21 protein-coding genes and 1 tRNA gene are annotated in these 24,820 nt (G+C 64.5%); 9 read left to right on the top strand and 13 right to left on the bottom strand.

Features of this window, described 5'->3' with window-relative positions; all coding sequences use genetic code 11:
- Nucleotides 1–33: 33 nt before the first annotated feature.
- The gene (locus BLT50_RS14885) at nt 34–687 is read right to left on the bottom strand and encodes a histidine phosphatase family protein (RefSeq protein WP_090029574.1); all 654 of its coding nucleotides are present in this window, start codon (nt 685–687) and stop codon (nt 34–36) included.
- 123 nt (nt 688–810) lie between these two features.
- Here BLT50_RS14885 and BLT50_RS14880 point away from each other — a divergent pair, with 123 nt between their 5' ends.
- Entirely contained in the window at nt 811–2,007 is a 1,197-nt protein-coding gene (locus BLT50_RS14880; RefSeq protein ID WP_090029497.1) for a hydantoinase/carbamoylase family amidase, read from the top strand.
- A gap of 21 nt (nt 2,008–2,028) precedes the next feature.
- On the opposite strand, the gene BLT50_RS14875 is transcribed toward BLT50_RS14880, so the two are convergent.
- Nucleotides 2,029–3,819: an ABC transporter transmembrane domain-containing protein gene (locus BLT50_RS14875; RefSeq protein ID WP_090029496.1), complete on the bottom strand. Its 1,791-nt coding sequence runs from the start codon at nt 3,817–3,819 to the stop codon at nt 2,029–2,031.
- Nucleotides 3,820–3,959: 140 nt separating this feature from the next.
- Here BLT50_RS14875 and BLT50_RS14870 point away from each other — a divergent pair, with 140 nt between their 5' ends.
- From BLT50_RS14870 to BLT50_RS14860, 3 genes are read left to right on the top strand one after another with little or no spacing between them, the layout of a single operon-like run.
- Nucleotides 3,960–4,973: an ABC transporter substrate-binding protein gene (locus BLT50_RS14870; protein ID WP_090029495.1), complete on the top strand. Its 1,014-nt coding sequence runs from the start codon at nt 3,960–3,962 to the stop codon at nt 4,971–4,973.
- 45 nt (nt 4,974–5,018) lie between these two features.
- Nucleotides 5,019–5,786 (top strand): ABC transporter ATP-binding protein, encoded by a 768-nt coding sequence (locus BLT50_RS14865; RefSeq protein WP_090029494.1) that lies wholly within the window; start codon nt 5,019–5,021, stop codon nt 5,784–5,786.
- On the top strand, nt 5,779–6,570 hold the full coding sequence (locus BLT50_RS14860; protein WP_090029493.1) for an ABC transporter permease: 792 nt from the start codon (nt 5,779–5,781) through the stop codon (nt 6,568–6,570). Before BLT50_RS14865 ends, BLT50_RS14860 begins: the two co-directional genes overlap by 8 nt.
- A 117-nt stretch (nt 6,571–6,687) precedes the next feature.
- On the opposite strand, the gene BLT50_RS14855 is transcribed toward BLT50_RS14860, so the two are convergent.
- The 7 genes from BLT50_RS14855 to BLT50_RS14830 form a co-directional block, all read right to left on the bottom strand.
- Nucleotides 6,688–7,590 (bottom strand): fumarylacetoacetate hydrolase family protein, encoded by a 903-nt coding sequence (locus tag BLT50_RS14855; protein ID WP_090029492.1) that lies wholly within the window; start codon nt 7,588–7,590, stop codon nt 6,688–6,690.
- A gap of 4 nt (nt 7,591–7,594) precedes the next feature.
- A complete protein-coding gene (locus tag BLT50_RS14850) occupies nt 7,595–8,371 on the bottom strand; it encodes a cyclase family protein (protein WP_090029491.1) in 777 nt (258 codons plus the stop codon).
- A 17-nt stretch (nt 8,372–8,388) separates the two neighbouring features.
- Nucleotides 8,389–9,702, bottom strand: a complete 1,314-nt coding sequence (locus tag BLT50_RS14845) for a TRAP transporter large permease (protein ID WP_090029490.1) — start codon at nt 9,700–9,702, stop codon at nt 8,389–8,391.
- On the bottom strand, nt 9,699–10,202 hold the full coding sequence (locus tag BLT50_RS14840; RefSeq protein ID WP_090029489.1) for a TRAP transporter small permease subunit: 504 nt from the start codon (nt 10,200–10,202) through the stop codon (nt 9,699–9,701). The genes BLT50_RS14845 and BLT50_RS14840 overlap by 4 nt, the downstream gene beginning before the upstream one ends.
- 4 nt (nt 10,203–10,206) lie before the next feature.
- Complete coding sequence (locus tag BLT50_RS14835) at nt 10,207–11,262, bottom strand: C4-dicarboxylate TRAP transporter substrate-binding protein (RefSeq protein WP_090029488.1); 1,056 nt, start codon at nt 11,260–11,262, stop codon at nt 10,207–10,209.
- Nucleotides 11,263–11,415: 153 nt separating this feature from the next.
- Nucleotides 11,416–11,547: a hypothetical protein gene (locus BLT50_RS19705; protein WP_281241654.1), complete on the bottom strand. Its 132-nt coding sequence runs from the start codon at nt 11,545–11,547 to the stop codon at nt 11,416–11,418.
- 96 nt (nt 11,548–11,643) lie between these two features.
- Nucleotides 11,644–11,717: transfer RNA gene (locus BLT50_RS14830), tRNA-Gly, on the bottom strand.
- Between the two features lie 121 nt (nt 11,718–11,838).
- On the opposite strand from BLT50_RS14830, the gene BLT50_RS14825 reads away from it, so the two are divergent.
- On the top strand, nt 11,839–12,258 hold the full coding sequence (locus BLT50_RS14825) for a hypothetical protein (RefSeq protein ID WP_090029487.1): 420 nt from the start codon (nt 11,839–11,841) through the stop codon (nt 12,256–12,258).
- 36 nt (nt 12,259–12,294) lie between these two features.
- On the opposite strand, the gene BLT50_RS14820 is transcribed toward BLT50_RS14825, so the two are convergent.
- The 3 genes from BLT50_RS14820 to BLT50_RS14810 are packed head-to-tail and all read right to left on the bottom strand — an operon-like array spanning nt 12,295 to nt 16,566.
- A complete protein-coding gene (locus BLT50_RS14820) occupies nt 12,295–13,824 on the bottom strand; it encodes a malonate--CoA ligase (protein ID WP_090029486.1) in 1,530 nt (509 codons plus the stop codon).
- A 13-nt stretch (nt 13,825–13,837) separates the two neighbouring features.
- Nucleotides 13,838–15,100, bottom strand: a complete 1,263-nt coding sequence (locus tag BLT50_RS14815; RefSeq protein WP_090029485.1) for a malonyl-CoA decarboxylase — start codon at nt 15,098–15,100, stop codon at nt 13,838–13,840.
- Between the two features lie 2 nt (nt 15,101–15,102).
- Nucleotides 15,103–16,566 carry an amidase gene (locus tag BLT50_RS14810; RefSeq protein WP_090029484.1) on the bottom strand — a complete coding sequence of 488 codons (1,464 nt, stop codon included), beginning with the start codon at nt 16,564–16,566 and terminating at the stop codon, nt 15,103–15,105.
- A 136-nt stretch (nt 16,567–16,702) separates the two neighbouring features.
- Between BLT50_RS14810 and BLT50_RS14805 the strand changes: the two genes are divergently transcribed.
- The gene (locus BLT50_RS14805; RefSeq protein WP_175491492.1) at nt 16,703–17,368 is read left to right on the top strand and encodes a GntR family transcriptional regulator; all 666 of its coding nucleotides are present in this window, start codon (nt 16,703–16,705) and stop codon (nt 17,366–17,368) included.
- Here the strand turns inward: BLT50_RS14805 and BLT50_RS14800 are convergent.
- Nucleotides 17,356–18,231: a LysR family transcriptional regulator gene (locus tag BLT50_RS14800; protein WP_090029482.1), complete on the bottom strand. Its 876-nt coding sequence runs from the start codon at nt 18,229–18,231 to the stop codon at nt 17,356–17,358. The genes BLT50_RS14805 and BLT50_RS14800 overlap by 13 nt on opposite strands.
- A gap of 105 nt (nt 18,232–18,336) precedes the next feature.
- Between BLT50_RS14800 and BLT50_RS14795 the strand changes: the two genes are divergently transcribed.
- The 3 genes from BLT50_RS14795 to BLT50_RS14785 are packed head-to-tail and all read left to right on the top strand — an operon-like array spanning nt 18,337 to nt 24,818.
- Nucleotides 18,337–20,781: a GcvT family protein gene (locus BLT50_RS14795; protein ID WP_090029481.1), complete on the top strand. Its 2,445-nt coding sequence runs from the start codon at nt 18,337–18,339 to the stop codon at nt 20,779–20,781.
- A 3-nt stretch (nt 20,782–20,784) separates the two neighbouring features.
- The gene (locus tag BLT50_RS14790; protein ID WP_090029480.1) at nt 20,785–23,229 is read left to right on the top strand and encodes a GcvT family protein; all 2,445 of its coding nucleotides are present in this window, start codon (nt 20,785–20,787) and stop codon (nt 23,227–23,229) included.
- The gene (locus BLT50_RS14785) at nt 23,226–24,818 is read left to right on the top strand and encodes a trimethylamine methyltransferase family protein (RefSeq protein ID WP_090029479.1); all 1,593 of its coding nucleotides are present in this window, start codon (nt 23,226–23,228) and stop codon (nt 24,816–24,818) included. The genes BLT50_RS14790 and BLT50_RS14785 overlap by 4 nt, the downstream gene beginning before the upstream one ends.
- The last annotated feature ends 2 nt before the right edge of the window (nt 24,819–24,820 follow it).

The raw sequence follows: 24,820 nt of genomic DNA, 5'->3' as shown, positions 1-24,820 counted from the left end.
TTTGGCCGCAGCCTAGCGCCGCCTTCGCGCGGCTTAAAGATGGGTCTGGGCAAATTGCCTCTCGGGCCGGTCCAGATGCGGCACGGCGTTGAATTGCGTCAGAGCCAGTGCATCGCCAATCGGGTGCAGGCGATGGACGGAGGTGTTCATGATCGCGATCGCCGTCTGCGCATAGGCCGCAATGCCCAGCCCCATGACCTGCCGCACCGCCATGCCGATCAACCCGCCCGAGGTGACGATCAGCGCAGGCCCGTGCCCGCCCGCGATCTCGGCCAGCGCATCGCTGATCCGCTTTTCGAAACTGGCGAAACTCTCCGGCGCGCCTTCGATGCGGCCATCGGCCCAGGCCTGCATTAGGCGCGGCATGTAGCCCACGAAATCCTCGCGCGTGGCGGGAAGCGGCACACCATGTTCGGCCTGCAGCGCATGCGCCAGGGTAAAGAATTCCAACTCGTTCAGACGCGCATCCACCGCAGCATCTGCGTCGAACCCCATCGAGGCCGCCGTTTCGCGGTGCCGCGTCAAGCTACCGGTATAGACACGGCTGTAATGCTCGCGCGTGTGGCGCAGGTGATCGCCCAGCCATTCGGCCTGCCTGTGTCCAAGCGCACTGAGCCGGTCGTAATCGGCCTCGTCCCGCGCCGTCGTATTGGCCTGCCCGTGGCGCACAAGCGTGATGGTGGACATCTCGACCCCCTGTTTCACCTTCGGCACCGGATTAGGAGGCCAGGCACGGGGATGCAATGGCCAGCTTGCGCATGCGGCGCACATGGTGTTGGCTCCGTTGCGTCACCGAAAAGGAGCGCCGCCATGCAGATCAACCCCGACCGATTTCTGAACGACCTTCACACATTGCGCGGCTTTGGCGCATCCGGGGTCGGAAAGGGTGTCGTGCGTCCGGCCTTTTCACCGCCCGACATCGCCGCGCGTGACTGGCTGGCCGGACAGATGCAAGACGCCGGCCTGACGCCGCATTACGACCCGGTGGGCAGCCTGTTCGGCCTGTCGGACGCGGAAAAATCGCTGCTGGTCGGCTCTCATTCCGACAGCCAGCCCGAAGGCGGCTGGCTCGATGGGGCGCTTGGCGTGATCTGCGGCCTGGAACTGGCCCGCGCATCGGCCGAAGCGGGCGGCCCGCCCATATCGATCGCAAATTTCCAGGACGAAGAGGGGCGCTTCGGCGTGACCACGGGATCGACCATCTGGTCGGGCGCCCTGTCGCTGGACGCCGCCGACCGTCTTACCGACCGCGACGGCATCACCTTCGCCGAGGCGCGCAGCGCGATGTCCCACCTTGCCAGCGATTTCGTCGATCCCGGCCGGTTTTCGGGCTTTGTCGAGGTGCATATCGAACAGGGCCCGTGGCTCTACGAAGCCGGCGAGGCCGCGGGCGTCGTCACCGATATCGTCGGCATCCGCGACATGCGCATCACCTTTGACGGCGAACAGAACCATGCCGGCACGACGCCGATGCACCGCCGCAAGGACGCGGTGCAGGCGATGGTCGCCTTCATCACCGCGATCAACGAAAGGTTCCGCAACGTGGTGACGCCGCAAACCGTCTGGACCAATGGCCATATCGAGGTGCATCCCAACGCACATTCCATCGTTCCGGGGCGCTGCACCTTTTCGATGCAGTGGCGCGACGGCGATGGCGACCGCCTGCGCCGGATGGAAACGATCATCCGCGATACCGCCGCCGAGATTGCGGCCGACAGCGGGCTGGCGGTCGAATTCGGCACGATGCTGGGGCTGGAGCCGGTGGATATGGCGGCACCCTTGCAGAACGCGCTGGCCGACGCGGCCGAAACGGTTTGCCCCGGCCGGTGGCGGCGCATGCAATCGGGCGCGCTGCATGACGCGGCGAATGTCGCGAAACTCATGCCGGCGGCGATGCTGTTCGTGCCGTCGATCAACGGGATCAGCCACGATTTCGCCGAAGACACCGACGAGGCCGATCTTGTGACCGGGATGCAGATCCTGGCCCGCGCCGTCGCCAGCCTCTAGGACCATCACGGCCCACCCCCGTCAGGCGGCCCGACCGTCCGTGAACTGCAGCCGCGCGAGGCGTGCATAAAGGCCGCCCTGCGCCACCAGCTCGTCATGGGTGCCCTGGGCCACGACCCGGCCCGCCTCCATCACGATGATACGGTCGGCCTTTTTGACCGTGGCCAAACGGTGCGCGACGATGATCGTGGTCCGGCCCTCGGCCAGCATGTCGACGGCGCTTTGAACGGCGCGTTCGCTTTCGGCATCCAGCGCGCTTGTCGCCTCGTCCAGCAACAGTACCGGCGCATCCCGCAGAATCGCGCGGGCGATGGCGATGCGCTGTTTCTGCCCGCCCGACAGCATCACGCCGCGTTCGCCGACCTGGCTGTCATAGCCATCCGGCAGCGCCATGATGAAATCATGCGCCGCAGCGGCACGCGCGGCGGCCTCGACCTCGGCATCGCTGGCCTCGGGGCGGCCGAACCGGATGTTTTCGCGCGCGGTGGTGGCAAAGATCACGGGGTCCTGCGGAACGAGCGCAAGGTGGCGGCGGAAATCGTCGCGCGCCATGTCCGTCAGCGCGACACCATCCAGCGTTATCTTACCCTTTTGCGGATCGTAGAACCGCTGGATCAGCTGGATCACGGTCGTCTTGCCTGCACCCGAAGGTCCGACAAGGGCGACCGTTTCGCCCGGCTGGATCACAAGGTCCACGTCGTCCAGCGCGGGAATGTCGGGCCGTGCTGGGTACTGGAACGACACATGGTCGAACGCGATCTCGCCCCGCACCGGCGCCGACAGCGACACGGGCTTGGACGGGTCGTTCACCGCGTCTTCGGTTTCAAGCAATTCGACCAGCCGTTCGGTCGCACCTGCCGCACGCTGCAACTCGCCCCAGATCTCGGACAACGCGCCGACACCGCCCGCCACCATGACCGAATAGATCACGAACTGCACCAGCGCCCCCGGCGTCATGGTTCCGGCGCGCACGTCATTGGCGCCTATCCAAAGCACCCCGACGATGCCGGAAAACACCAGGAAGATCACGATCACCGTCATCACCGCACGGGTGGTAATGCGCCGCCGCGCTGCATCAAAGCTTTTCTCGGTCACGTCCGAAAAACTGCGCCGCGTATGGATTTCATGGGTAAAGGCCTGCACCGTCTGCACGCTCGACAGCGCCTCGGACGCGCTGCCGGAACTCTCCGCGATCCAGTCCTGGTTTTCACGGCTGAGCTTGCGCAGCTTGCGGCCCAGCGTCAGGATCGGGACGATCACGATGGGCACCAGCAACAGCACCAGCCCCGTCAGCTTGGCCGAGGTCAGCAGCATCAAGGTCAGCCCGCCGATGAAGATCAGGATGTTGCGCAGCGCGATCGAGATCGAAGACCCGATCACCGACAGGATCAGCGTCGTGTCGGTGGTGATCCGGCTGAGAACCTCACCCGTCATGATGCGCTCGTAAAAGGCGGGACTCATGGCCAGAACGCGGTCGAACACCGCCTTGCGGATATCGGCCACGACACGCTCGCCCAACCGGGTGACCAGCGCGTAACGCAGCCCCGTCCCGATCGCCAGCAATCCGGCCAGACCCATCGCAGCCGCGAAATAGCGGTCCAGCAGGGCGCCGTCCTCGGCGCCGAAATTGTCCACGACGCGCCGCACTGCCATCGGCAGGATCAACGACACGCATGCCGTCAGCACAAGCGCCATGACGGCCGCGGCCATCAGCTTGCGATAGGGCTTCATGAAGGGCCACAAGCGGCCCAACGCGCCCACGCGTTTCGATTTTTCGCGCTCCTGTTCGCCGGTTGGCGCCGCCTCAGCCATATGGGTGTCCTTCCTCGTTCGCGCGTGAGGGGTTTAAGCCTTCCGCGCGCCCCGGGCAAGCGTCGGGCTGTCGCGGGTTGATTTCCCCGGCCGTTCGGTCAAACCTTTGCCGGTAACGAGACATTCGGGGGGAGGAACAAATGACCCAATTCACACGCCGCAACACGCTGGGCCTGATGGCAGGGGCCGCCACGCTGCCGATGCTGGGCACGCCCGCTCTGGCCAATACGAAACTGGTCGTGGGCGCGCTGCCCTTCACCAGCCACGCCGCCAGCTTCGTCGCCTATGAACGCGGCTATTTCGCCGAAGCCGGGCTGGACGTGGAGTTCAAGTTCTTCCAGGCCGCGCAGCCCATGGCCGTGGCCATCGCGTCGGGCGATGCCGATTACGCCGTCACTGCGATTTCGGGGGGTCTGATCAGCCTTGCAGAAAAGGGCGCGACCAAAGTCATCGGCGGCGCGCTTTCCGAAGAAAAGGGCATCGACGGGCAGAAAATCCTGGCCTCGGACGCGGCATTCCAGGCCGGTCTGACCAGCCCCGCACAACTGGCCGGCAAGAAATGGGCCGTGACGCAGGCGGGATCGTCCTTCCACTACATGGGGTCCAAGATCGCGCAGGCCGAAGGGGTCGAAGTGGCCTTTACCCCGCTGCAAAAGGTCGGCGCCATCATCGGCGCGATGAAATCGGGCCAGGTCGATGCCTGGTCGATCGTGCCGCATATCGCCAAGCCGCTGGCCGGGTCGGGCGCGGTGCATATCATCGGCGACGTGGCCGTTTACATCCCCGACTACCAGGTCACCACTGTCTTCACCTCGGCCACGAACGCCGCCGACGAGCGCGCCAAGACCGAGGCATTCCTGGCGGCCTTCTCGAAAGGAGCGGATGACTTCAACGCCGCGCTGGTCGACAAGACCGCAGGCGAAGACGCGGCCGAGGACATGGTCAAGCTGATTCACAAATACGTCTACACCGACCGCGAATACGAAAAGGCCAAGCCCGGCATCGTAAACGGCGCGATGCGCATCAACGCGGGCGCGGCATTGAACACGACCTCGGTGCAGGACCAGCTCGACTGGTTCAAGGCCGAAGGCCTGGTCAAGGACAGCGTCACGATGGACATGCTGGTCGATACCTCCTACGTGTCGACGATGTGACCAACCCCGGTGCGGGCCCTTGCGGCCCGCACCACAGGAGCCCCCATGGACCTCACGATCGAGGGCCTGACCCATCGCTACGATGCGGTCGAGGTCTTGTCCGACATCTCGCTTTCCATCCCGTCCGGCCGCATCGTCTGCATCGTCGGCCCGTCGGGATGTGGCAAATCCACCCTGCTGCGGATGATCGGCGGGCTGGAACGGCCAAGCGCGGGCAGGATACTCCAACTGGGCGACCCGCCCGCCGATTGCCTCAACCCGCTGACCTTCGTGTTCCAGGATTTCGCGCTGCTGCCCTGGCGGTCGGTCGCGGGCAACATCTCGCTCGTGCTCGAAGACCGCGCGGTTTCGCGCAAGGACCGCGCGGATCGCATCGCGGACGTCCTGGCGCGCACGAACCTGTCGGATTTCGCGAATGCCCTGCCCCGGCAATTGTCCGGCGGCATGAAACAGCGTGTGGCGATCGCCCGCGCGCTTGCGGTCAACCCGGCCGTGATGCTGATGGATGAACCGCTTTCCGCACTCGACGCGCAAACGCGGGAGTTGCTGATGGACGATCTTGTCGGACTGTGGACGCGCACGCCCTTTACCGCCGTCTATGTCACCCACAACCTGTCCGAGGCCGTGCGCCTGGGCCACAAGATCGTGGTGTTGTCGCGCCGCCCCGGCCGCATCCGCGAGGTGGTCGAGATCGACACCCCTCTCGATCAGCGCGATGCGACCGACCCGGACCTGGCCCGCGCGCAGGATCACCTGTGGCAACTGATGCGCGAAGAGGCCAAGGCCGCCGACGCGGAGCTGGCCCATGGCTGAGGCGCGCCAGGTTCCCTTTCGCGGCGGCGGCTTCCGCCCGGTTCAGAAACGCGGCGTCGGGCTGGTGGTTTTCGTCCTGCTGATCGCCGTGGTCGAATGGGGCACGCGCGCGGGCTGGATTTCCAGCCTGACCCTGCCAAAGCCCTCGGACGTGGCCAGGACGCTGATCGGCCTTTGGCAATCGGGCCTCCTGATGCAACACGTCCTGCCCTCGCTCAGCCGGCTGGCGGTGGGCAGCGCCATGGGCGTCACCGCCGGGATCGGCATCGGCGTTCTGATCGGCCTGTTCAGCCTTGCCCGTGCGGGGCTGGTGCCACTGGTCGCGGCGCTGTTCCCGATCCCGAAAATCGCGCTTCTGCCGCTTTTCGTGATCTGGTTCGGGATCGACGAAGGATCGAAATACGCGCTGATCGCCCTGGGCACCTTCACGCCGACGGTGGTGGCCACCTTCGGCGCCGTCGACAATGTGGACCGCACGCTGATCCGAATGGGCCAGAGCTTTGGCCTGCCCTGGCTGTCCATCGTCACCAAGATCGTGCTGCCCGGCGCCCTGCCCGGAATCCTGTCGGGGCTGCGCATATCGCTGTCGATCGGGATCATCCTGCTGGTCGCCGCCGAAATGCTGGGCGCGCAATACGGCATCGGCGCCTATATCCTCGAGGCCGGATCGCTCTACGATCTCGAACGCCTGTTCGCCGGCGTGGTTATCCTGTCGGCGCTTGGCGTGACCGTCAGCTTTCTGATCGGCAGGGTCGAAACCCGCATGCTGCGCTGGCGCAGCTAGGCGCCGATCCACCTTCATCTTGCCTCAAATACTTCCGGGGGTGAATTGGGCCAAAGGCCCAAGAGGGGGCAGAGCCCCCTGCCCCCGCCGACGCGCGCGCAGCCGCGTCGGAACCCCTCAGCGGACGATCCGGTTGCGCAGCACGCCGATCTTTTCGACCTCCAGCTCGAACCTGTCGCCCGGCTCCAGCCGCTTGCCCAGCTCCAGCCCGCAGCCCGTGCCCACCGTTCCCGATCCGATCACCTCGCCCGGATAGAGCGTTTCAGAACGCGAGATATGCGCGATGATATCGGCAAAGCTGTGATGCATCTGCGCGGAATTGCCCCCGCCCCACCGGGTGCCGTTCACCCGCACTTCCATATCCAGTGCAGCCGGATGGCCGATCTCGTCCGCCGTCACGATCCACGGACCCAGGATATTGCCGGTGTCGAAATCCTTGCCCTTGGCCGGGCCAAGCTGGCCGGCCATCTCGACCATCTGCGCATCCCGCGCCGTCATGTCGTTGAGGATCGTATACCCCCAGATATACCCCGGCGCCTCGTTGGCCGGGATGTCGGTTCCACGCTTGCCGATGATGATCGCCAGCTCAAGTTCGAGGTCCAGAAACTCGGCGTAGTTCGGCCAGCGCACATCCTGCCCGTCACCGATGAAGCTCAGCCGGTTGCCCTTGTAATAGATCGGCTGATCATACCACACGGGTGGAATTTCGTGGCTGCGGCCCGTCACCTTTTCCATGGCGACGAAACAGTTCTTGAGATGCGTTTCGAACACCAGGCAATCGCGGTATTGCACCGGCCGGATCGGCACCCGCATCTCGACATCCGTCATGCCGAGCGTGGCCCCGAATTGCGGATTGGCCAGCGCGTCGCGCACCGCCTCCAACCCGGCCTCGCCCATTTCGACAAGCTGCACCATGTCGCGGATATCGAGCCCCGCAGCACGCAGATCCAGCAGCGTGTCGTCGTCGATGACCGCGACGGGTTTTTCCACGCCCTCATGGGCGACGGTTCCCAGTTTCATTTGTTCACTCCTCGAAAATCGCAACGGCGCGGGTGAACCCGGCCGACCCACCCTTCAGCTTCATCGGGAAACAGCTGATCGTAAACCCCGTGGGCGGCAGGCTGTCGAGATTGGCAAGTTTCTCCATGTGGCAATACCCGATATCGATCGACGCCCGGTGGCCTTCCCAGATGATGCCGGGATCGTGGGTTTCCATCCATTTCTTCGCCGTATGCAAAAACGGTGCGTCCCAGCTCCAGGCGTCGGTTCCGGTCACGCGCACGCCGCGCTCCAGCAGGTAGAGCGTGGCCTCGCGCCCCATGCCGCACCCGCTGTCGACGTAATCGGGCGCGCCGTATTTCGCACCGGCGGCCGTGTTGACGACGACGATGTCGAGCGGCTGCAAGTCATGTCCGATCCGTTTCAGCTCGTCCTCGACCTCCTGCGCGCCGACGAGATAGCCGTCGGGAAAGTGGCGGAAATCCAGTTTCACGCCGGGCGCAAAGCACCATTCCAGCGGCACCTCGTCGATCGTGATCGCCCGCTCACCGTTGTTCATCGTGGAATGGTGGTGATAGGGCGCGTCCAGATGTGTGCCGTTGTGGCTGGATATGCGCAGCATCTCGACCGCCCAGCCATCGCCGCCCGGCAGGTCGCTTTCCTTCAGACCCGGAAAGAACGACGCGATCTGACCCGCCGTCATCTTGTGATCGAGATAGTCGATTTCTGGCAGCATGATCGGCGGATCGCTGGCGATCCCGGCTTCGAGAGGGACGGAGATATCGACGAAACGGCGTGGCATGATGTGTCTCCTTCGTTCTAGCGGCCCGGCAACAGGCCGGTCGCGACAGATGGTATGGCGATGACGATCAGCAGGACCGCCAGCATCATCAGCGCAAAGGGCGCGGCCCCGCGAAAGATGTCGGCCAGCGTGATGCTGTCATCTTCGAGTGTGGCCTTGATGACATAGACGGAGATGCCGAATGGCGGTGTCAGCAGGCCGATTTCCACGGCCAGGACCGTGACGATGCCGAACCAGACAAGATCGAGCCCCATGGGAATGACCACGGGCAGCATCAGCGGCACGAGGATCAGCATGATGGACGAACTGTCGAGGATCATCCCCAGCGCGATCACGATCGCCACGTAAAGCAGCATGAGCCCCCAGAACCCCAGGTCGGCCCCTGCCGCCCAGGCGCCGATCCCCCCCGGCACGCCTGACAGCGCCAGCATCCGGCTGTACATCTGCGCAGCGATGATCAGAAAGCAGATCGTGGCCGTGACCATGCCGGTATCCACAAGAACGGTCCACAGCTTGGCCCAGGTCAGCCGCCGCATGGCAAAGCCCAGCACCAGCGCGCCGATGGCCCCCATGGCGCCCGCCTCGACCGGAGTGAAGACCCCGGCATAGATCCCGCCCAGCACCAGCACGATCAGTCCGGCGATGGGAAGCCCCTTGCGCAGCATGACGGCGGGCGGCAGCGCGCCATCGTCCACATCGTCGGGCCGGCCAACGAAGCGGGGCGCAAAGACCGCCATCAGCACGATCCCGGCAGCGAAGAAGATCGCCAGCAATATCCCCGGACCGATCCCCGCGATGAACAGGTCGCCGATGCTCTGCTCGGTCAGGATGCCATAGAGGATCAGCAGCAGCGAGGGTGGGATCAGCATTCCAAGCACGCTGGAGCCGGCAACCACCCCGACCGCGAAACGCGGGGCATAGCCGTGGCGGATCATCTGGGGCACCGCGATCTTGGTGAAGACGGCAGCCGAGGCGATGGAAATGCCGGTGATCGCGGCAAAGATCGCGTTTGCCCCCACCGTGCCGACGCCCAAGCCCCCCTTGAGCCGCCGGAACATGGCATTCGCCACGTCGAACGCATCGCGCCCCAAACCTGCCTCGGACACGATAAAACCCATCAGCACGAACAGGGGTACCACGCCGAAGAAATAGCTTGAAATCGCGTCATTCGCCGCAAGCGCCAGCAGCTTTGACGCCAAGATCGGCGAGCCCTTGATCGCCCAGACCCCCGCAAAGGAACACAGCATCAGTGCAATCGGAACGTAGAGCCCCAGAAGGACCGAGCCGAACATCGCCGCAAGCGCGACAAGGCCGATGTCGAATGGCGTCATGCCTGCCCTCCGAACCAGCGGCGCAGGATGCGCGCGGCGAATTGCAGGATCAGCAGCGCGCAGCCCAGAAGGATCGTGGCCTTCACCGGCCAGACCGGCGCGGTGAAATCACCCAGCGCGCCGATGAACTCGCCCCTGTCCCAGGCCCTGGTGAAAATCGGCCATGTGCTGCGCAGGATCACCCAGATCACGGCAATGGCCAGCAGGTCGAAAAGTGTCTCGAGCGCCTTGCCCGCCCAGGGTGCGCGCCCCGCCAGCCAGCCAAGCACCGCCTCGGACCGGGTCATGCGGCCTGCGCGCAGCGCCTGGGGGATTTGCAGGAACACTATGGCGACGATGGACAGCGTGACCATCTCGGGAACGCCCGGCACGGGCGCCCCGAAAAGGTTGCGTCCCGCCACGTCGAGCCCGACCAGCCCCATCAGCAACAGGATCAGCAGCGACCCGGCCACGTTTGCGGCCTGGGTCACGCCATCCAGGGCGCGCAGGATGCGCCGCATGGGATTATTCCTTGTCCCAGTCCCTCAGCGGTGTCGCGCCGGCCGCGCGCATCGCATCCATGTAAGCCGACAGGATCGACGAGGCCGGGCGGCCTTGCGCGTCCAGTTGCTCGGCCCAGGTCTTGGCGGCATTGTCCATGCCTTCTGCCCACTGCGCGCGCATCTCGGGCGTGGCCTCGGTGACGGTCGCGCCAGCCTCGGCCATCTTCGTCAGCGCAATGCCGACAAAGTTTTCCAGATCGTCGTGATACCAGGTCATCGCGGCATCGGCGCCGGCATCCAGCGCGGCCTTAACTTCGTCCGGCAGGCCGTCATACCAGGCCTCGTTCGCGCACAGCGATCCGGCATATTGCGCGCCAAGGCCGAATTTCGTGATGTAGGGCGCGACTTCGTACAGCTTGCCGGGCAGCGCGGCGCTCGCGAAGACAATGACCCCGTCGTAAACGCCGGTCTTGATCTCGTTGTAGTAGGTCGTCAGGTTGCCCGACACGCCGACGGCGCCGGTTCCCGACAACCAGTTGATCGCCGCACCGGGTGCCGCGATCTTGCGGCCGTCCAGGTCGTCCAGGCTGTCGACCGGGAAATTCGTCATCAGAAGGTAGTCATCGATGCCGATCGGCGCCCCGATATAGACCACGCCGTTTTCCGCGTAGGCGCGGGTCATGTCGGGATTGGTTTCGTGCATCTGGTTGATCGTGGTGGCGACCTGGCGCACATCGTCGCTGACGAAGGGCGTGTAATAGGTCACGTTCTGAACCGCCAATTTGGCAGGATCGAACAACGCCTGGCATGTGCCGATTTCCGCAAGCCCGGCTTCGACGGCTTCGAGTTCCTCGCCCACGCCCGCGATGGCGCCGCCGTATTGTTCAGAAAAATTGATGGTGTGGCCGCTGCCTTCGAGCTGCGCCTGAACGGTCGGGATGAACTGTTCCGAAATCATCCGCACCCAGCGGAACACCGGCGGATGACCCGCTGCCACGGTGACGTTGTAAGTTTCCGCGACACCGGCAACGGGCATCGTGCCCAAAAGCAGCGCCGCGCCTAACGTTTTCAGTTTCATGGTTGCAACTCCTCCCCGGATGGCCGCCGGCAATTGCCTGCCGGTTCGTGCCGATCCCGCCCACATGGCAGGATTTCCTCCCTGGGGCAGAGCGTATCCCCATTCCACGTTCAGTCAAGAAGCCCGGAGTCCGCATGGACTCCGGGCCATGAGTCAGAAAACCGGACTCATCATTTGCAGCCGATCCAGCCAATCGCTGCCATCCATCGCCAACATCATGGCGATCGGCGCACCAAGCATGAAAATATTGATGATCACCATTGCGCGGGTCAGTCCCGAAAACATTGCGTCCTCCTTGTTTTCCTGTTCGCGCACAAGGAGATGGGTGTTTTCCGAACCGCGAAAAGCGGCAGGATGTCGCGTTTGGTTCGTTTGGAAATCTGGAGCGGGTAGACGGAATCGAACCGACATAACCTGCTTGGAAGGCAGGGGCTTTACCATTAAGCTATACCCGCTCAAGGCAGGTGCTGATTAGTGGACCGGCAGGTCCGGGTCAAGACGGAACACGGCATTCGCGATCGCACGGGTGGGGCTGGGCATCGAACGAGCCATCGGGCTTGCACGAGAGGCAATGAGATGAAGCGCACGATCCTGACCGTTCTGGTGACGATGCTTGCAGCCCCCGCAGCTGCCGACCGCTGGACATGCGTGGTTCCCTACGACGAAATCAATGGCGGCGGCAGCCTGATCCTCGAAGAAGACCGCCTTGTGTTCTCGTCGAACTGGCCGCATCGCGACCCCGAAGAAGCCGTCTGCATTGCGGGTGCCGGGAAAAGCGAGTGCCTCTCTGCGCACCTGTCGCCCACGCGAAATGGTGGGGCCGCTGCGATGATGAAACTGTTTTCCGTCACCAGAACACATGACGGCCTGCCCGTATCCGTCACCGTGCGCGAACCGAACGCGATTTTCCGCGCCGAGGGCGATGGCTATCGCATGTACCGTGCGCTGCCCTCTGCCGGTTACAGTTTCGAGCTGACCGATTGCTTAGCGGGCTGAGCCTGGGCGCTCACCGCGAAACCGGAAGGCGGGACGTCACCCCGCCTTGAACAAATCCCGGTGGATTTCACGCAGTTCCTTTTTCTGCACCTTTCCCATCGTGTTGCGGGGCAGTTCGTCGCGAAAGATCAGTTTCTTGGGTTGCTTGAAGCGCGCCAGCGCAGGGGCGATCGCCGACATGATCGCATCCTCGGTCACCGCCGATCCCGGTTCGGGCACGACCACGGCTACCACGGCCTCGCCGAAATCCGGGTGCGGCACGCCGATCACGGCGCTTTCTGCAACACCGGACACGTCGTCGATCAACAGCTCGATTTCCTTGGGATAGACGTTGTAGCCACCGGTGATGATCATATCCTTTGCGCGGCCGACGATGGTGATATAGCCGTCATCGTCGATCCGGGCGAGATCGCCGGTGATGAAAAACCCATTCCCTCGCAGCTCTTCCGCGGTCTTTTCCGGCATCCGCCAGTAGCCCGAGAAAACGTTCGGGCCGCGAACCTCCAGAACGCCGACCTCGCCCTGCGGCAGTTCGGCGCCGGTATCGGGATCGGTCACGATGATCTCGACCCCGGGCAGCGCAAAGCCAACCGTTCCGGCGCGCCTTTCGCCGTCATAGGGGTTGGAACTGTTCATGTTGGTTTCGGTCATGCCATAGCGTTCAAGGATCGCGTGGCCGGTCACCGCGCGCCACCGGTCATGCGTTTCGGCAAGCAGCGGGGCCGACCCCGAAACGAAAAGCCGCATACCGCGCGCGGCATCGGCAAGCCCCTCGGTTTCCAGCAGTCGCACATAGAAGGTCGGCACCCCCATCAGCACGGTCGCCTCGCGCATGTAGTCGCGGATCCTCTCCGCGTCGAAAGCGGCCATGAAGATGCAGGACGACCCCGCCATGAGGGTCACGTTCGTGGCCACGAAAAGCCCATGCGTGTGAAAGATCGGCAAGGCATGGATCAGCACATCGTCGGACGTAAACTGCCAATACTCCTTCAACGTCTGCGCATTGGACGCCAAGGCCCGGTGGCTGAGCATCGCACCCTTGGACCGCCCTGTCGTTCCCGACGTGTAAAGAATGGCGGCAAGGTCGTCGCCACTGCGGACGACGGCCTCGAAACCCGGCGTCTGACGGTCGCGGGCCTCGATCAGGCTGCCGTTTTCCCGGGCATCGACCGTCAGGACGGCACCGACCCCCGCGGAACGTGCGAGGGAAGCAAGCGCGGCCTCCTTGGCCGGGTCGCAAACCAGCAGCGCCGGCTCCGCATCGCCCAGAAAGTAGTCGATCTCGGCCCCGGTATAGGCGGTGTTGAGCGGCAGGAAAACCGCGCCTGCCAGGACGCATCCCACATAAAGTTCCAGCATGGCCTGCGTCTTTGGGGCCTGCACCGCAACGCGATCGCCGGGTGCGACGCCGTGATCCGCCAGAACCTTGGCCATGCGTTCGGCATTGGCAAAGAAAGCGCCATAGGTGACGGTCTGGCCCGTCTGGTGGTTTTTCAGGAAAGGCGCATCGTCCCGTCCGATACTGGCGGCGCGAAGGCGCCCGGCAAGGTGGTTTTGTTCGTACATTCGAAAGCTCCGATCAGTCGGCAAGTTTCCTGACCTCTGCCGAGGCAGAGATCGAGTGATCCGTCGCATAGGCCTGATGGTTGGCTTCGATGCTGGACCCGTCGTACAGGTAATTGACCATCACGCCCCAACTGTTCGCACGGCCGTTCGGGCTGAGGTCGGCGGCGGCGTGAACGCGATGCAGCGTGGCCCCGTTGCCAAGGTGAAAATGCGCCACCGGATCATGTGCCGATCCATGCGGCCTGCGCGCACGCAGCAGATACCGCGCGGCGATCCGACGGGCATCGTCGAAGGACGGGCCATCTTCCTGATCTATGGCGGCCAGATCCTCGGGCGTCAGCATGTCGGGGCGCGATTCGGCCCACTTGCGCAGGCCCGGAACGGGCGACAGCGTGACAAAGGTCTTCAGGTTCGACAGCTCGGCCTGCAATTCGGCGACAACCTGCTTGATCAGGAAATTGCCAAAGGAAACCCCGCGCAGGCCCTTCTGGCAGTTCGAGATCGAATAGAACACCGCCGTCGTCGCCTCGGCCGGGGATATACGGTCACGGTCGCTGCGGATGATCGCGTCGATCGCTGCGGGAATGACCCGCGTCAGGGCCACTTCGACGAATATCAAAGGATCGGACGGCATCGCCGGATGGAAAAAGGCGAAAAGCCGCCGGTCGGGGTCCGCCACGCGCTGGCGCAGGTCGTCCCAGCCGTTGATTTCGTGCACCGCCTCATAGGTGATGATCTTTTCAAGGATATCGGCAGGCGTGTGCCAGTCGATCTTGCGGATTTCCAGGAACCCGCGGTTGAACCAGCTTGCGAAAAGGTGCTGGTAATCCATGTCCAACCCCTTGAGCGCGGGGGTATCGCGCAGCGCCGAAAGAAGATCGGCACGCATGTCCACCAACCGCGCAGTCGCGCCCGGCACCCGGTTGAGCCGCCGGATCAGTTCCAGGCTCCGGGGTTCGGCGACATAGTGGATGCGACGGGCCGCATCGGCATCACCCGGAGAATACTCGGCAATCGCCTTGGCAAGTGCGGCGTCATCGACGCTGCATTCCTCGGCGATCTTTACGAACAGGCGTTTCTTGTCTTCAGGCGAATGCGCCTCGAACTGGGCGAGCGCCTGCATCGCGGTGACCAACCCGGAGGCCTCGCCTTCGTCGCCCAGCAGCCGTTGGAACAGATCGAACGTATCACCGGTATCGCCGGCACGAGCGCGACGGCGCCAGCCGGATTGCGCCACCCGCGCCATCATGTCGGACAGGAAACTGGAATTCGCCATGGTCACACCCCCTTGTGGGTCACTCGAGGATCAATCGGCGGGAACGGACCACCGACCGCACGCTCTACCGCGCGGGCCACGGACAGCAGCCGCGACTCGCCCCGGTGCGGGCCAATCAACTGTATCGCAAGCGGCATGCCGGTGTCGTCGAAACCGATCGGCACGGAAATTGCCGGCAATCCGGTGGTCGTGGCAAGAAAGGCAAAGCGCAGCCAGTCCATGTATCCGTCAAAGCGTACGCCGTTCACCTCGTCGACCCATTCGACATCGACAGGGCGCGGCATGTTGCCGACCACCGGGCATGCCAGCACGTCGAAATCCCCAAGCAGCGCGGTCATGGTCTTGAAAAGCGTGGTTCGGTTCAGCTGTGCCTCGGTGATGTCGTCGATGGTCAGGGCCTGCCCGAAAGCGGTGTTTTCGGCCAGCGTCGGCTTGAAATGGCGCGTCAGGCTTTCGGGCGCGCGCTTGAAGGCGGACGCCCACAACAGGCCGCGCAGCGTGTGATAGGTGGGTTCGAGCGCGGTCAGATCCGGGGTGACCTCTTCGATAACGCCGCCGTTCTTTTCGACTGCGCGCAAGGCGTCGCGGATGGCCCCGTCGATCACCGGCTCGACCGGCGACAAGCCGCCCAGATCCGGGGAGAAAGCAATCCGGACGGCATCCGGCGCGGCGATGACCGCCTGTTCGTAGCTGCCTTCGCAGGGTGGCGGGAAACTTGACGGGATGGTCGGATCGAACCCAGCCATCGCATCCAGGAACAACGCGCAATCGCGCACGCTGCGGGCCATGGGGCCTTGCTGCCCTTCGGTGATGAAGCCGATCTCGCTGTCGCTGGCGCAAAGCCCCGGACTGGGCCGCAGCCCGACGATGCCGTTATAGGCCGCCGGCGTGCGCAACGACCCGCCATGGTCCGACCCGTGGCTGAGCCAGACCTCGCCGGTGGCAAGCGACACAGCGGCCCCGCCGGATGACCCCGCCGCGTTCATCGTCGTGTCGTAGGGGTTGCGCGTCTTGCCGAAGACCGCGTTGAACGTGTTGCCGCCCGCACCGAATTCGGGCGTGTTCGTCTTGCCGATGACGATTCCGCCCGTGGCTTCGATCCGCGCGACCAAGGGATCGCTTTTCTCGGCGACGTTATCCGCCATCGCCCGCGTGCCCCATGTGCAAAGAACGCCCGCGACCGGCGTCAGATCCTTGATCGCCACGGGCAGTCCGGCCAGCCAGCCCGGACCATCCGGCGCGCCCGACGGCAAGGCGTCGGCGGCGGCACCTGCCCGGTCAGGGCACAGGATCGGCATCGCGTTGACGGCAGGCTCGACACTGGCGATCCGGTCATAGGTCGCCTGCAACAGATCCTGCGGCGACACCTCGCCCGACTTCAACAGCGCGACGACCTCGTGCGCTTCTTTCGAACAAAGCTCGGGTCCGCTGAAGGTCGGGGCCTTGCTGCGCTGTGTGAGAGGCATCGGAGTTTCCTGACTATTTTTCGCTTTATAATTATAATTAATAACACCAAGTTTACAATTAATCCATTCTTTTCTACTCTACCCGCAACCGGGCAACCGCTTGGCCCGGACTCTCATGTTTCAAAGGGGTTACACCTTGGGCGCACAGGCTGATCAGGTCAGGGACGACATCATCGCCCGCATCCACGCGCGCGGATTAAGGCCCGGACAGCGCATCGACGAAGACGAAATCCGCAGCCGCCTCGGGCTATCCGGCACCCCGATTCGAGAAGCGATCATCGCGCTCGAGGCGCTTGGCCTTGTCGAACGGCGCCCAAGGGCCGGCGTCTATGTAAAGGCGCTGGACCTTGCCGGGGTCGTGCAACTGCTCGAAGCACATGCCGAGGCGGAAGGCGCGCTGGCCTATCGCGCGGCTCGACGGGCCAATCCCGCGCAGATCGCGCGCCTTGAAGCCGCGCTTGCCGCCTGCGAGCGTTTTCCCGCCTCAGCGGAAAACGGTGCAGACTATTACGATCTGAACCTTGCCTTTCACGAGGCGCTGTTCGCCTGCGCGGGGAACGCCTATCTGGCCCAGACCGCGCTGCGGTCCGGCACGATCCTTCTGGGCTATCTTCACGCGCGGCACTGCCTGCCGGGCGAACCTGAACGGTCCGCGACCGAGCACCGCCGCATCTTTCAAGCTGTCGTTGCCGGAAACGCGGCGGACGCGCGGCGCCTGATGATCGACCATGTGATGATGAAAGACGAACAGATCCTCGACGTGATGAACCACGTCCAGGGCGGCAGCGGTCAGGCGGGTTGACCGGGCACGGTATCGCGCGCGCCCAGATGCGCCTTGAGCGCCCTGAGAAGCCGCCGATGCGCGCTGCGATGTCGATTGCGCAGATGCACCGCGACATAAACCGGCTGGGCAATGCGCGGCGCACCGGCCACGCGATATGCCTGGCCGTTTCTTTCCAGTTCGGTCGCGGTTTGCCACAGGACATAGCCGCTGCCGCCCAGCGCCGTCAAAAGCGCGCGGATCACCGCGTTTTGCCCGCTCGACACCGCACCGCCCGATAGTGACGGCAGCAGCGCGGCGTGGGTGGTGGAAAATGCCGGGGCGAAATTGGCCAGGATGTAGGTGTCCGGGCTGACATCCGTCAGCATCCGCGCCTCTGTCGACACCATGTGATACCCGACCTCACCCAGCGTTTCGAAATAGAGGTCAGGATGCGCCTTGGGGGTAAAATGGATTGCCAGGTCAAGCTGACCGTTCATGACGTCGGAACACATCTGGGTCGAATAATCCGCTTCGACATAAAGCGCCGCCTCGGGCACCGCGTTTTGAAGTGCGCTGACCCAACCTGCGGCCTGATCGCCCAGCAGATCGTGCTGGATGCCGATCCGCATCGTCAATGCCGCACGCCCCGCGCCCCGCACATCCTGCCGCGCGGTCGTCCAGTTCAGGCGCAGTGACCTTGCATAAGGCTCGAACCGCAAACCTTCGGTCGTAAGCTCGGTCCCCGACCGGCTGCGCGCAAGCAGACGGCAACCCAAGGCGCGCTCCAGCGCGGACACGCGCCCCGATACGGTCGATTGCGTGACACCCAGGCGGCTGGCCGTCTGATGGAAACTGCGCGTTTCGCACAGGTCGAGAAAGGTTTCGATCATCTCGATATTCATGCAGCACCCCCTGATCGGATTTTCCGATCAATATACACCTGCTTTCGGAATTGAACCATCAACTGTCGCCGGGAATACTGATTTCAAAAGACAGGGAGGAAGATAGTGGCGGATTTGCCGAGGCATGCGCGCGTGGTCATCATTGGCGGGGGCGTCGTCGGCGCGTCGGCACTCTATCACCTTGCCAGGGCGGGCTGGACCGACTGCGTTCTTCTGGAAAAGAACGAACTGACCGCAGGGTCCACCTGGCACGCCGCGGGCAATGTGCCGACCTTTTCGACCTCGTGGTCGATCATGAACATGCAACGCTATTCGACCGAGCTTTATCGCGGGTTGGGCGATGCTGTGGATTATCCGCTGAACTATCACGTCACCGGTTCGATCCGGCTGGGTCACTCCGCAGAACGGATGCAGGAATTCGCCCGCGCGCGGGGCATGGGCCTGCACCAGGGTATGAACCTTGAAATCCTGTCCCCCGATGACATCCGCGACAAATATCCGTTCATCGAAACCCACGACCTGAAGGGGGCGCTTTACGATCCGGCCGACGGCGATATCGACCCCGCGCAGGTCACCCAGGCCCTGGCCAAGGGCGCGCGCGACATGGGCGCCAGGATCATCCGCTTTTGTCCCGCCACAGGTGTCAGCCGCGAAAACGGCGAATGGATCGTGCATACCGATCAAGGCGACATCCGCTGCGAAATCGTGGTGAACGCCGCCGGCTATTACGCCCAGCGCGTCGGGGAATGGTTCAAACCCTTCGGCGGCCGCACAGTGCCGATGATGGTAATGAGCCATCAATACCTGATCTTCGACGAGGTGCCCGCCGTGCGTGACTGGGCCGCGCAGGCCGGACACAAGCTGCCGCTGCTGCGCGATGTCGATACGTCCTATTACCTTCGGCAGGAAAAGGCGGGCTTCAACCTGGGGCCTTACGAACGTCCCTGCCGCGCGCATTGGGCCACGCCGGACGATCCCCTGCCCGAGGATTTCAGCTTTCAGCTCTACCCCGATGACCTTGACCGCCTGTCCTTTCAGATCGAGGACGCGATGGCGCGCGTGCCGGTCCTGGCCGAGGCCGGGCTGACCAAGGTGATCAACGGGCCCATACCCTATGCGCCCGATGGGAACCCTTTGCTTGGCCCAATGCCCGGCGTTCCCAACGCGTTCGAAGCCTGCGTTTTCACCTTCGGCATCGCGCAGGGCGGCGGCGCGGGCAAGGTGCTGGCCGAGTGGATCACCGAAGGCCAGACCGAATGGGACATGTGGTCCTGCGATCCGCGCCGCTTTACCGATTACACCGACCACGATTACTGCGTCGCCAGGGGGATGGAGGTTTACGGGCACGAATACGCCATGCATTTCCCCTGGCACCGCTGGCCCGCCGGAGCGGACCGGCGCAAATCGGCGCTGCACGACAGGTTGAAAGCGGCAGGCGCGCAGTTTGGCGCCTACAACGGATGGGAACGCGCGAACTGGTTCGCCAAGGACGGTGACGACGCAAGCGAGGCCGCGACCCAGACCTGGAACCGCGCCGGCCCATGGGCGCCGCGCATCGCCGAGGAATGCGCCGCCGTCCGCGACGGCTGCGGCGTGATCGCGATCAGCGGCTTTACCAGGCTTTCCGTCGAAGGCCCGGGCGCGCGCGCGCATGTCGACGGATTGACGGCCTCCCGCCTGCCCGCGCCAGGCAAGCTGGGGCTAGCTTATTTCCCCGATGACCGGGGCCGTGTGCTGACCGAGATGTCGGTGATCCCCCGCGATGACGACACGATCTGGCTGATAACCGCCGCGGTCGCGCAATGGCATGACCGCGACGTGTTGCTGCGCGGCCTGCCGGATAATGTTGCGGTGCACGACCGGTCGGACAAATACGATTGCCTGCTCGTTACGGGCCCGAAGGCGCGCGAAGTTCTGGGCCCGCTGACCGACGCCGATCTGTCGCTGCCGTGGCTGACCGTGCAGGAGGCGACGGTTTGCGGATACGACTGCGTGCTGCTGCGCGTGTCCTTTGCCGGCGAACTGGGCTGGGAGGTTCATTGCGCCGCCGGGGATGCCCCGGCGATCTGGGATGCGGTCACGGGCGCGGGGGCGAAACCGTTCGGGATGTGGGCGCTTAACAGCCTGCGGATCGAAAAGGGATATCGCGCCTGGAAGGGCGATCTTTCGACCGACTATTCGCTGTTTGAGGCAGGACTGGACCGTTTCGTGCGCCTGGACAAACCGCAGGACTTCCCCGGCAAATCGGCGCTTGCCGCCGAGCGGCAATCCGGCGTGAAAAAACGCTTTGTCACCCTGATCGTCGAGGCAGGACCGGCCGATGCGCCTTATATGTCGACGCTCTGGCATGACGGAAAGGTGGTTGGGGAAACCACCTCGGGGGCCTGGGGGTACCGCGTCGGCGCGTCCATCGCGTTGGGGATGCTGCGGGCCGATCTGGCAGTTCCCGGCACGGAACTGGAGATCGACATCTATGGCACGCGTTGCCGCGCCATGGTGCAGGAGGACCGCCCCCTGTGGGATCCCGAAAACACCAGATTGAAAGCCTGACACATGACGCCGCTTCCTTCACATGCACGCGCGGTCATAATCGGCGGTGGCGTGTCCGGTTGCTCGGTCGCCTATCACTTGGCCAAGCTGGGCTGGACGGACATTGTCCTGCTTGAACGCCAGCAGCTGACCTGCGGCACGACATGGCACGCCGCGGGTCTTGTGGGGCAATTGCGCGCCTCGCAGAACATGACCCGGCTGGCAAAATATTCCGCCGATCTCTACCTTCGGCTCGAAGAGGAAACCGGCGTCGCCACGGGTATGCGGCAGGTCGGCTCGATCTCGCTGGGCCTGACCGCGGCACGCCGCGAAGAGCTGTTGCGGCAGGCCACGCTGGCGCGCGCCTTCGGCGTCGAGGTCGGGGAAATCAGCGCCGCCGAAGTCAAGGCGATGTATCCGCATGTCGAACTGGGCGACATGACCTGCGCGGTGCACCTGCCCGGCGACGGGCAGTGCGACCCGGCCAATATCGCGATGGCCCTGGCCAGGGGCGCGCGCATGAACGGCGCCGCGATCCACGAAGGCGTCAAGGTCACCGCAGTCACCGACGACGGCCGCCGCGTGACGGGCGTGAACTGGCAGCGCGGCACCGACAGCGGCCATATCGCCGCCGATATCGTGATCAACTGCGGCGGCATGTGGGGCCGCGATCTGGCCGCGCAATCCGGGGTCGCCCTGCCCCTGCATGCCTGTGAGCATTTCTACCTGATCACCGAACCGATCGAGGGGCTCGGCCACCTTCCGGTGCTGCGCGTGCCCGATGAATGCGCCTATTACAAATCCGATGCCGGCAAGATGATGCTGGGGGCCTTCGAACCGCGGGCCAAACCCTGGGGCATGGCCGGCATTCCCGAAGATTTCTGTTTCGACAGCCTGCCCGAGGATTTCGAGCATTTCGAACCGATCCTCGACATGGCCACACGGCGGATGCCGCTGTTCGAGACGGCGGGGATTCACACGTTCTTCAACGGGCCCGAAAGCTTCACCCCCGATGACCGCTATTACCTGGGCGAGGCACCGGAACTGGCGGGGTACTGGGTTGCCGCCGGCTACAACTCGATCGGGATCGTGTCGTCGGGCGGGGCGGGCATGGCGCTGGCGCAATGGCTGGAGGACGGCGAGCCGCCCTTTGACCTGTGGGAAGTCGACATCCGCCGCGCGCAACCCTTCCAGCGCAATCGCCGCTACCTTAAGGAACGCGTGACCGAAACGCTGGGGCTGCTTTATGCCGATCACTGGCCCTACCGGCAGGTCGAAACCGCGCGCGGCGTGCGCCGCAGCCCGGTCCACGAACACCTGAAAACCGCAGGAGCCGTTTTCGGCGAGGTCGCGGGTTGGGAACGCGCAAACTGGTTCGCACAACCAGGGCAGGACCAGGCGTATCGCTACGACTGGCACCGGCAGAACTGGTTCGAAAACCAGCGCGCCGAACACATGGCCGTGCGCGAGGGCGTGGGCCTGTTCGACATGACCTCCTTCGGCAAGATCCGGGTCGAAGGCCGCGATGCCTGCGCTTTCCTCAACCATCTGTGCGCCAACCAGATCGACGTGGCGCCCGGGCGTATCGTCTACACGCAAATGCTGAACCGGCGCGGCGGCATCGAAAGCGACCTGACTGTCACGCGCCTGTCCGAAACCGCGTTCCTGCTGGTGGTGCCGGGTGCAACGCTGCAACGCGACCTGTCCTGGCTGAAGCGCCATGCCGGCGACAGGTTCGTCACCGTGACCGATGTGACCGCGGGCGAGGCCGTATTCTGCGTCATGGGCCCCAAATCGCGCACCCTGCTTGAGGCGGTCAGCCCCGATGACCTGTCGAACGGCGGCTTCGCCTTCGGCACCGCCCGCGAGATCGAGATCGGCCTGGGCGTCGCGCGCGCGCACCGCATTTCCTATGTCGGGGAACTGGGTTGGGAAATCTATGTTTCGACCGACCAGGCCGCGCATGTATTCGAAACGCTGGCCGAGGCCGGGGCCGATCACGGGTTGAAGCTTTGCGGGCTTCACGCGCTTGACAGTTGCCGGATCGAAAAGGCATTCCGCCATTTCGGCCATGACATCACCGACGAGGATCACGTTCTCGAAGCCGGGCTTGGATTTGCGGTCAGGACCGACAAACCCGATTTCATCGGGCGCGACGCCGTGCTGGCAAAACGTGACGCGGGTCTGGCGCGCCGCCTGCTCCAGTTCCGGCTGGAGAACCCGGACCCGATGCTTTTCCACAACGAGGCCGTCGTCCGCGATGACCGGATCGTGTCGATCCTCACCTCGGGCAATTACGGGCATGCGCTGGGTGGCGCTGTGGGCCTGGGATATGTCCCCTGCCCCGGCGAAAGCGCGGCCGGGGTTCTGGCCTCGGATTACGAAATCGAAGTGGCCGGCCAGCGCTACAAGGCAAAGGCCAGCCTTGCCCCGATGTATGATCCTAAATCCGAAAGGGTACGTGCATGACAGCCAATACCGGCCTGCCCGAAAAGAAACGACGCGGCGGCGGGCGCGCGGCGCGCGTCGCCTTGCGCGCGGCCCCTCTGCCCGAAGACAGCCGCCCCGTGCGGCCCGGGTTGCGCGGCGGGCAATACAGCCCGCTGACCGACGCCGAGGTGCAGCGCATCCACGCCGCGGCACTGGACGCGCTGGAACAGATCGGGCTGTCGCAGGCGCCGCCCTCGGGCATCGCGGCCATGACGGATGCCGGGGCGGTTCTGGGCGAAGACGGCCGCCTGCGCTTTCCCCGCGCCCTGGTCGAGGACATGCTGGCAAAGGCCGCAAGGGCGTTTCCCCTCTACGGACGCGATGGGCGCCATGACCTCGATCTTTCGGCGGATCGGGTGCATTACGGAACAGCGGGTGCCGCCGTGAACGTGGTGGATTTGGCGACGGGCAGCTATCGCCCCTCGACCGCGCAGGATCTGTATGAATCCGCGCTGCTGGCGCATCACCTGGACAACATCCATTTCTTCCAGCGCACGATGGTTTGCTGCGATATCGCCGACCTGATCGAGCTGGATCTCAACACGCTTTACGCGGCGGCGTCCGGCACGACCAAGCATATCGGCACGTCGATGTCCGACATCGCGAGCGTCGCCCCCTGCATCGAAATGCTGCACATGATCGCCGGGTCCGAAGGCGCATGGCGCGACCGTCCTTTCGTGTCGCTGTCGAACTGCTTTGTCGTGCCGCCGATGAAATTCGCGACCGAAAGCTGCCTGACGATGGAGGCCTGCATCCGCGCGGGAATGCCGATCCTGTTGCTGTCGGCCGGTCAGGCCGGGGCCACGGCACCCGCGCCCATCGCGGCGGCGATCGTGCAGGCCGTGGCCGAAGTGCTGGCGGGTGTCGTCTATGTCAACGCCGTCAGCCCCGGCCACCCGGCGGTTTTCGGCACCTGGCCCTTCGTGTCCGACCTGCGCACGGGCGCAATGTCGGGCGGGTCGGCGGAACAGGCGCTGCTGACGGCGGGATGCGCCCAGATGCACCGGTTCTACGGCATTCCGGGCGGGGCTGCCGCGGGAATGACGGATTCGAAACTGCCCGACATGCAGGCCGGCTGGGAACAGGGCATCACCAATGTCCTGGCCGGGCTGTCGGGGCTGAACATGGTCTACGAGTCGGTCGGAATGTATGCCTCGCTGCTGGGGTTCTCGCCCGAAGGCATGGTTCTGGGGAACGACGTTCTGGGCCAGGCCCAGCGATGCGTGCGCGGTATCGACGTCACCGAGGACAGCGTATCGCTTGACGTGATGAAGGCAGTCTGCCTCGACGGTGGGCCGGGACATTACCTGGGCAGCGACCAGACGCTGAAACTGATGCAGACCGAATACCTCTATCCCGACATCGGAAACCGCATGACGCCCAAGGACTGGGTGGAATCCGGGCGGCCCGATCTGCTGGCGACCGCCACCGCCCGGCGGCAGCAGATTCTCACCCATGCCCGGCCCCAGGTGGCAGCCGATGCCGACCTGGCGATCCGCGCAAGGTTTCCGATCCGGTTCGGCCACGCGCCCAGCAGCCTGCCCACCCCGACAAAGCGGCCCGCCTGAGC

Origin of the sequence: Lutimaribacter saemankumensis (genome assembly GCF_900100005.1) — a bacterium.
GTDB lineage: Bacteria > Pseudomonadota > Alphaproteobacteria > Rhodobacterales > Rhodobacteraceae > Lutimaribacter > Lutimaribacter saemankumensis.
Note: the sequence above shows the minus strand (reverse complement) of the source record. Positions and strands in the feature narration are given on the sequence as shown.

What these genes read in the sequence shown, in the direction of transcription:
- BLT50_RS14885 (WP_090029574.1), bottom strand. Translation starts at nt 687, where the DNA reads ATGTCCACCATCACGCTTGTGCGCCACGGGCAGGCCAATACGACGGCG.
- BLT50_RS14880 (WP_090029497.1), top strand. Translation starts at nt 811, where the DNA reads ATGCAGATCAACCCCGACCGATTTCTGAACGACCTTCACACATTGCGC.
- BLT50_RS14875 (WP_090029496.1), bottom strand. Translation starts at nt 3,819, where the DNA reads ATGGCTGAGGCGGCGCCAACCGGCGAACAGGAGCGCGAAAAATCGAAA.
- BLT50_RS14870 (WP_090029495.1), top strand. Translation starts at nt 3,960, where the DNA reads ATGACCCAATTCACACGCCGCAACACGCTGGGCCTGATGGCAGGGGCC.
- BLT50_RS14865 (WP_090029494.1), top strand. Translation starts at nt 5,019, where the DNA reads ATGGACCTCACGATCGAGGGCCTGACCCATCGCTACGATGCGGTCGAG.
- BLT50_RS14860 (WP_090029493.1), top strand. Translation starts at nt 5,779, where the DNA reads ATGGCTGAGGCGCGCCAGGTTCCCTTTCGCGGCGGCGGCTTCCGCCCG.
- BLT50_RS14855 (WP_090029492.1), bottom strand. Translation starts at nt 7,590, where the DNA reads ATGAAACTGGGAACCGTCGCCCATGAGGGCGTGGAAAAACCCGTCGCG.
- BLT50_RS14850 (WP_090029491.1), bottom strand. Translation starts at nt 8,371, where the DNA reads ATGCCACGCCGTTTCGTCGATATCTCCGTCCCTCTCGAAGCCGGGATC.
- BLT50_RS14845 (WP_090029490.1), bottom strand. Translation starts at nt 9,702, where the DNA reads ATGACGCCATTCGACATCGGCCTTGTCGCGCTTGCGGCGATGTTCGGC.
- BLT50_RS14840 (WP_090029489.1), bottom strand. Translation starts at nt 10,202, where the DNA reads ATGCGGCGCATCCTGCGCGCCCTGGATGGCGTGACCCAGGCCGCAAAC.
- BLT50_RS14835 (WP_090029488.1), bottom strand. Translation starts at nt 11,262, where the DNA reads ATGAAACTGAAAACGTTAGGCGCGGCGCTGCTTTTGGGCACGATGCCC.
- BLT50_RS19705 (WP_281241654.1), bottom strand. Translation starts at nt 11,547, where the DNA reads ATGTTTTCGGGACTGACCCGCGCAATGGTGATCATCAATATTTTCATG.
- BLT50_RS14825 (WP_090029487.1), top strand. Translation starts at nt 11,839, where the DNA reads ATGAAGCGCACGATCCTGACCGTTCTGGTGACGATGCTTGCAGCCCCC.
- BLT50_RS14820 (WP_090029486.1), bottom strand. Translation starts at nt 13,824, where the DNA reads ATGTACGAACAAAACCACCTTGCCGGGCGCCTTCGCGCCGCCAGTATC.
- BLT50_RS14815 (WP_090029485.1), bottom strand. Translation starts at nt 15,100, where the DNA reads ATGGCGAATTCCAGTTTCCTGTCCGACATGATGGCGCGGGTGGCGCAA.
- BLT50_RS14810 (WP_090029484.1), bottom strand. Translation starts at nt 16,566, where the DNA reads ATGCCTCTCACACAGCGCAGCAAGGCCCCGACCTTCAGCGGACCCGAG.
- BLT50_RS14800 (WP_090029482.1), bottom strand. Translation starts at nt 18,231, where the DNA reads ATGAATATCGAGATGATCGAAACCTTTCTCGACCTGTGCGAAACGCGC.
- BLT50_RS14790 (WP_090029480.1), top strand. Translation starts at nt 20,785, where the DNA reads ATGACGCCGCTTCCTTCACATGCACGCGCGGTCATAATCGGCGGTGGC.
- BLT50_RS14785 (WP_090029479.1), top strand. Translation starts at nt 23,226, where the DNA reads ATGACAGCCAATACCGGCCTGCCCGAAAAGAAACGACGCGGCGGCGGG.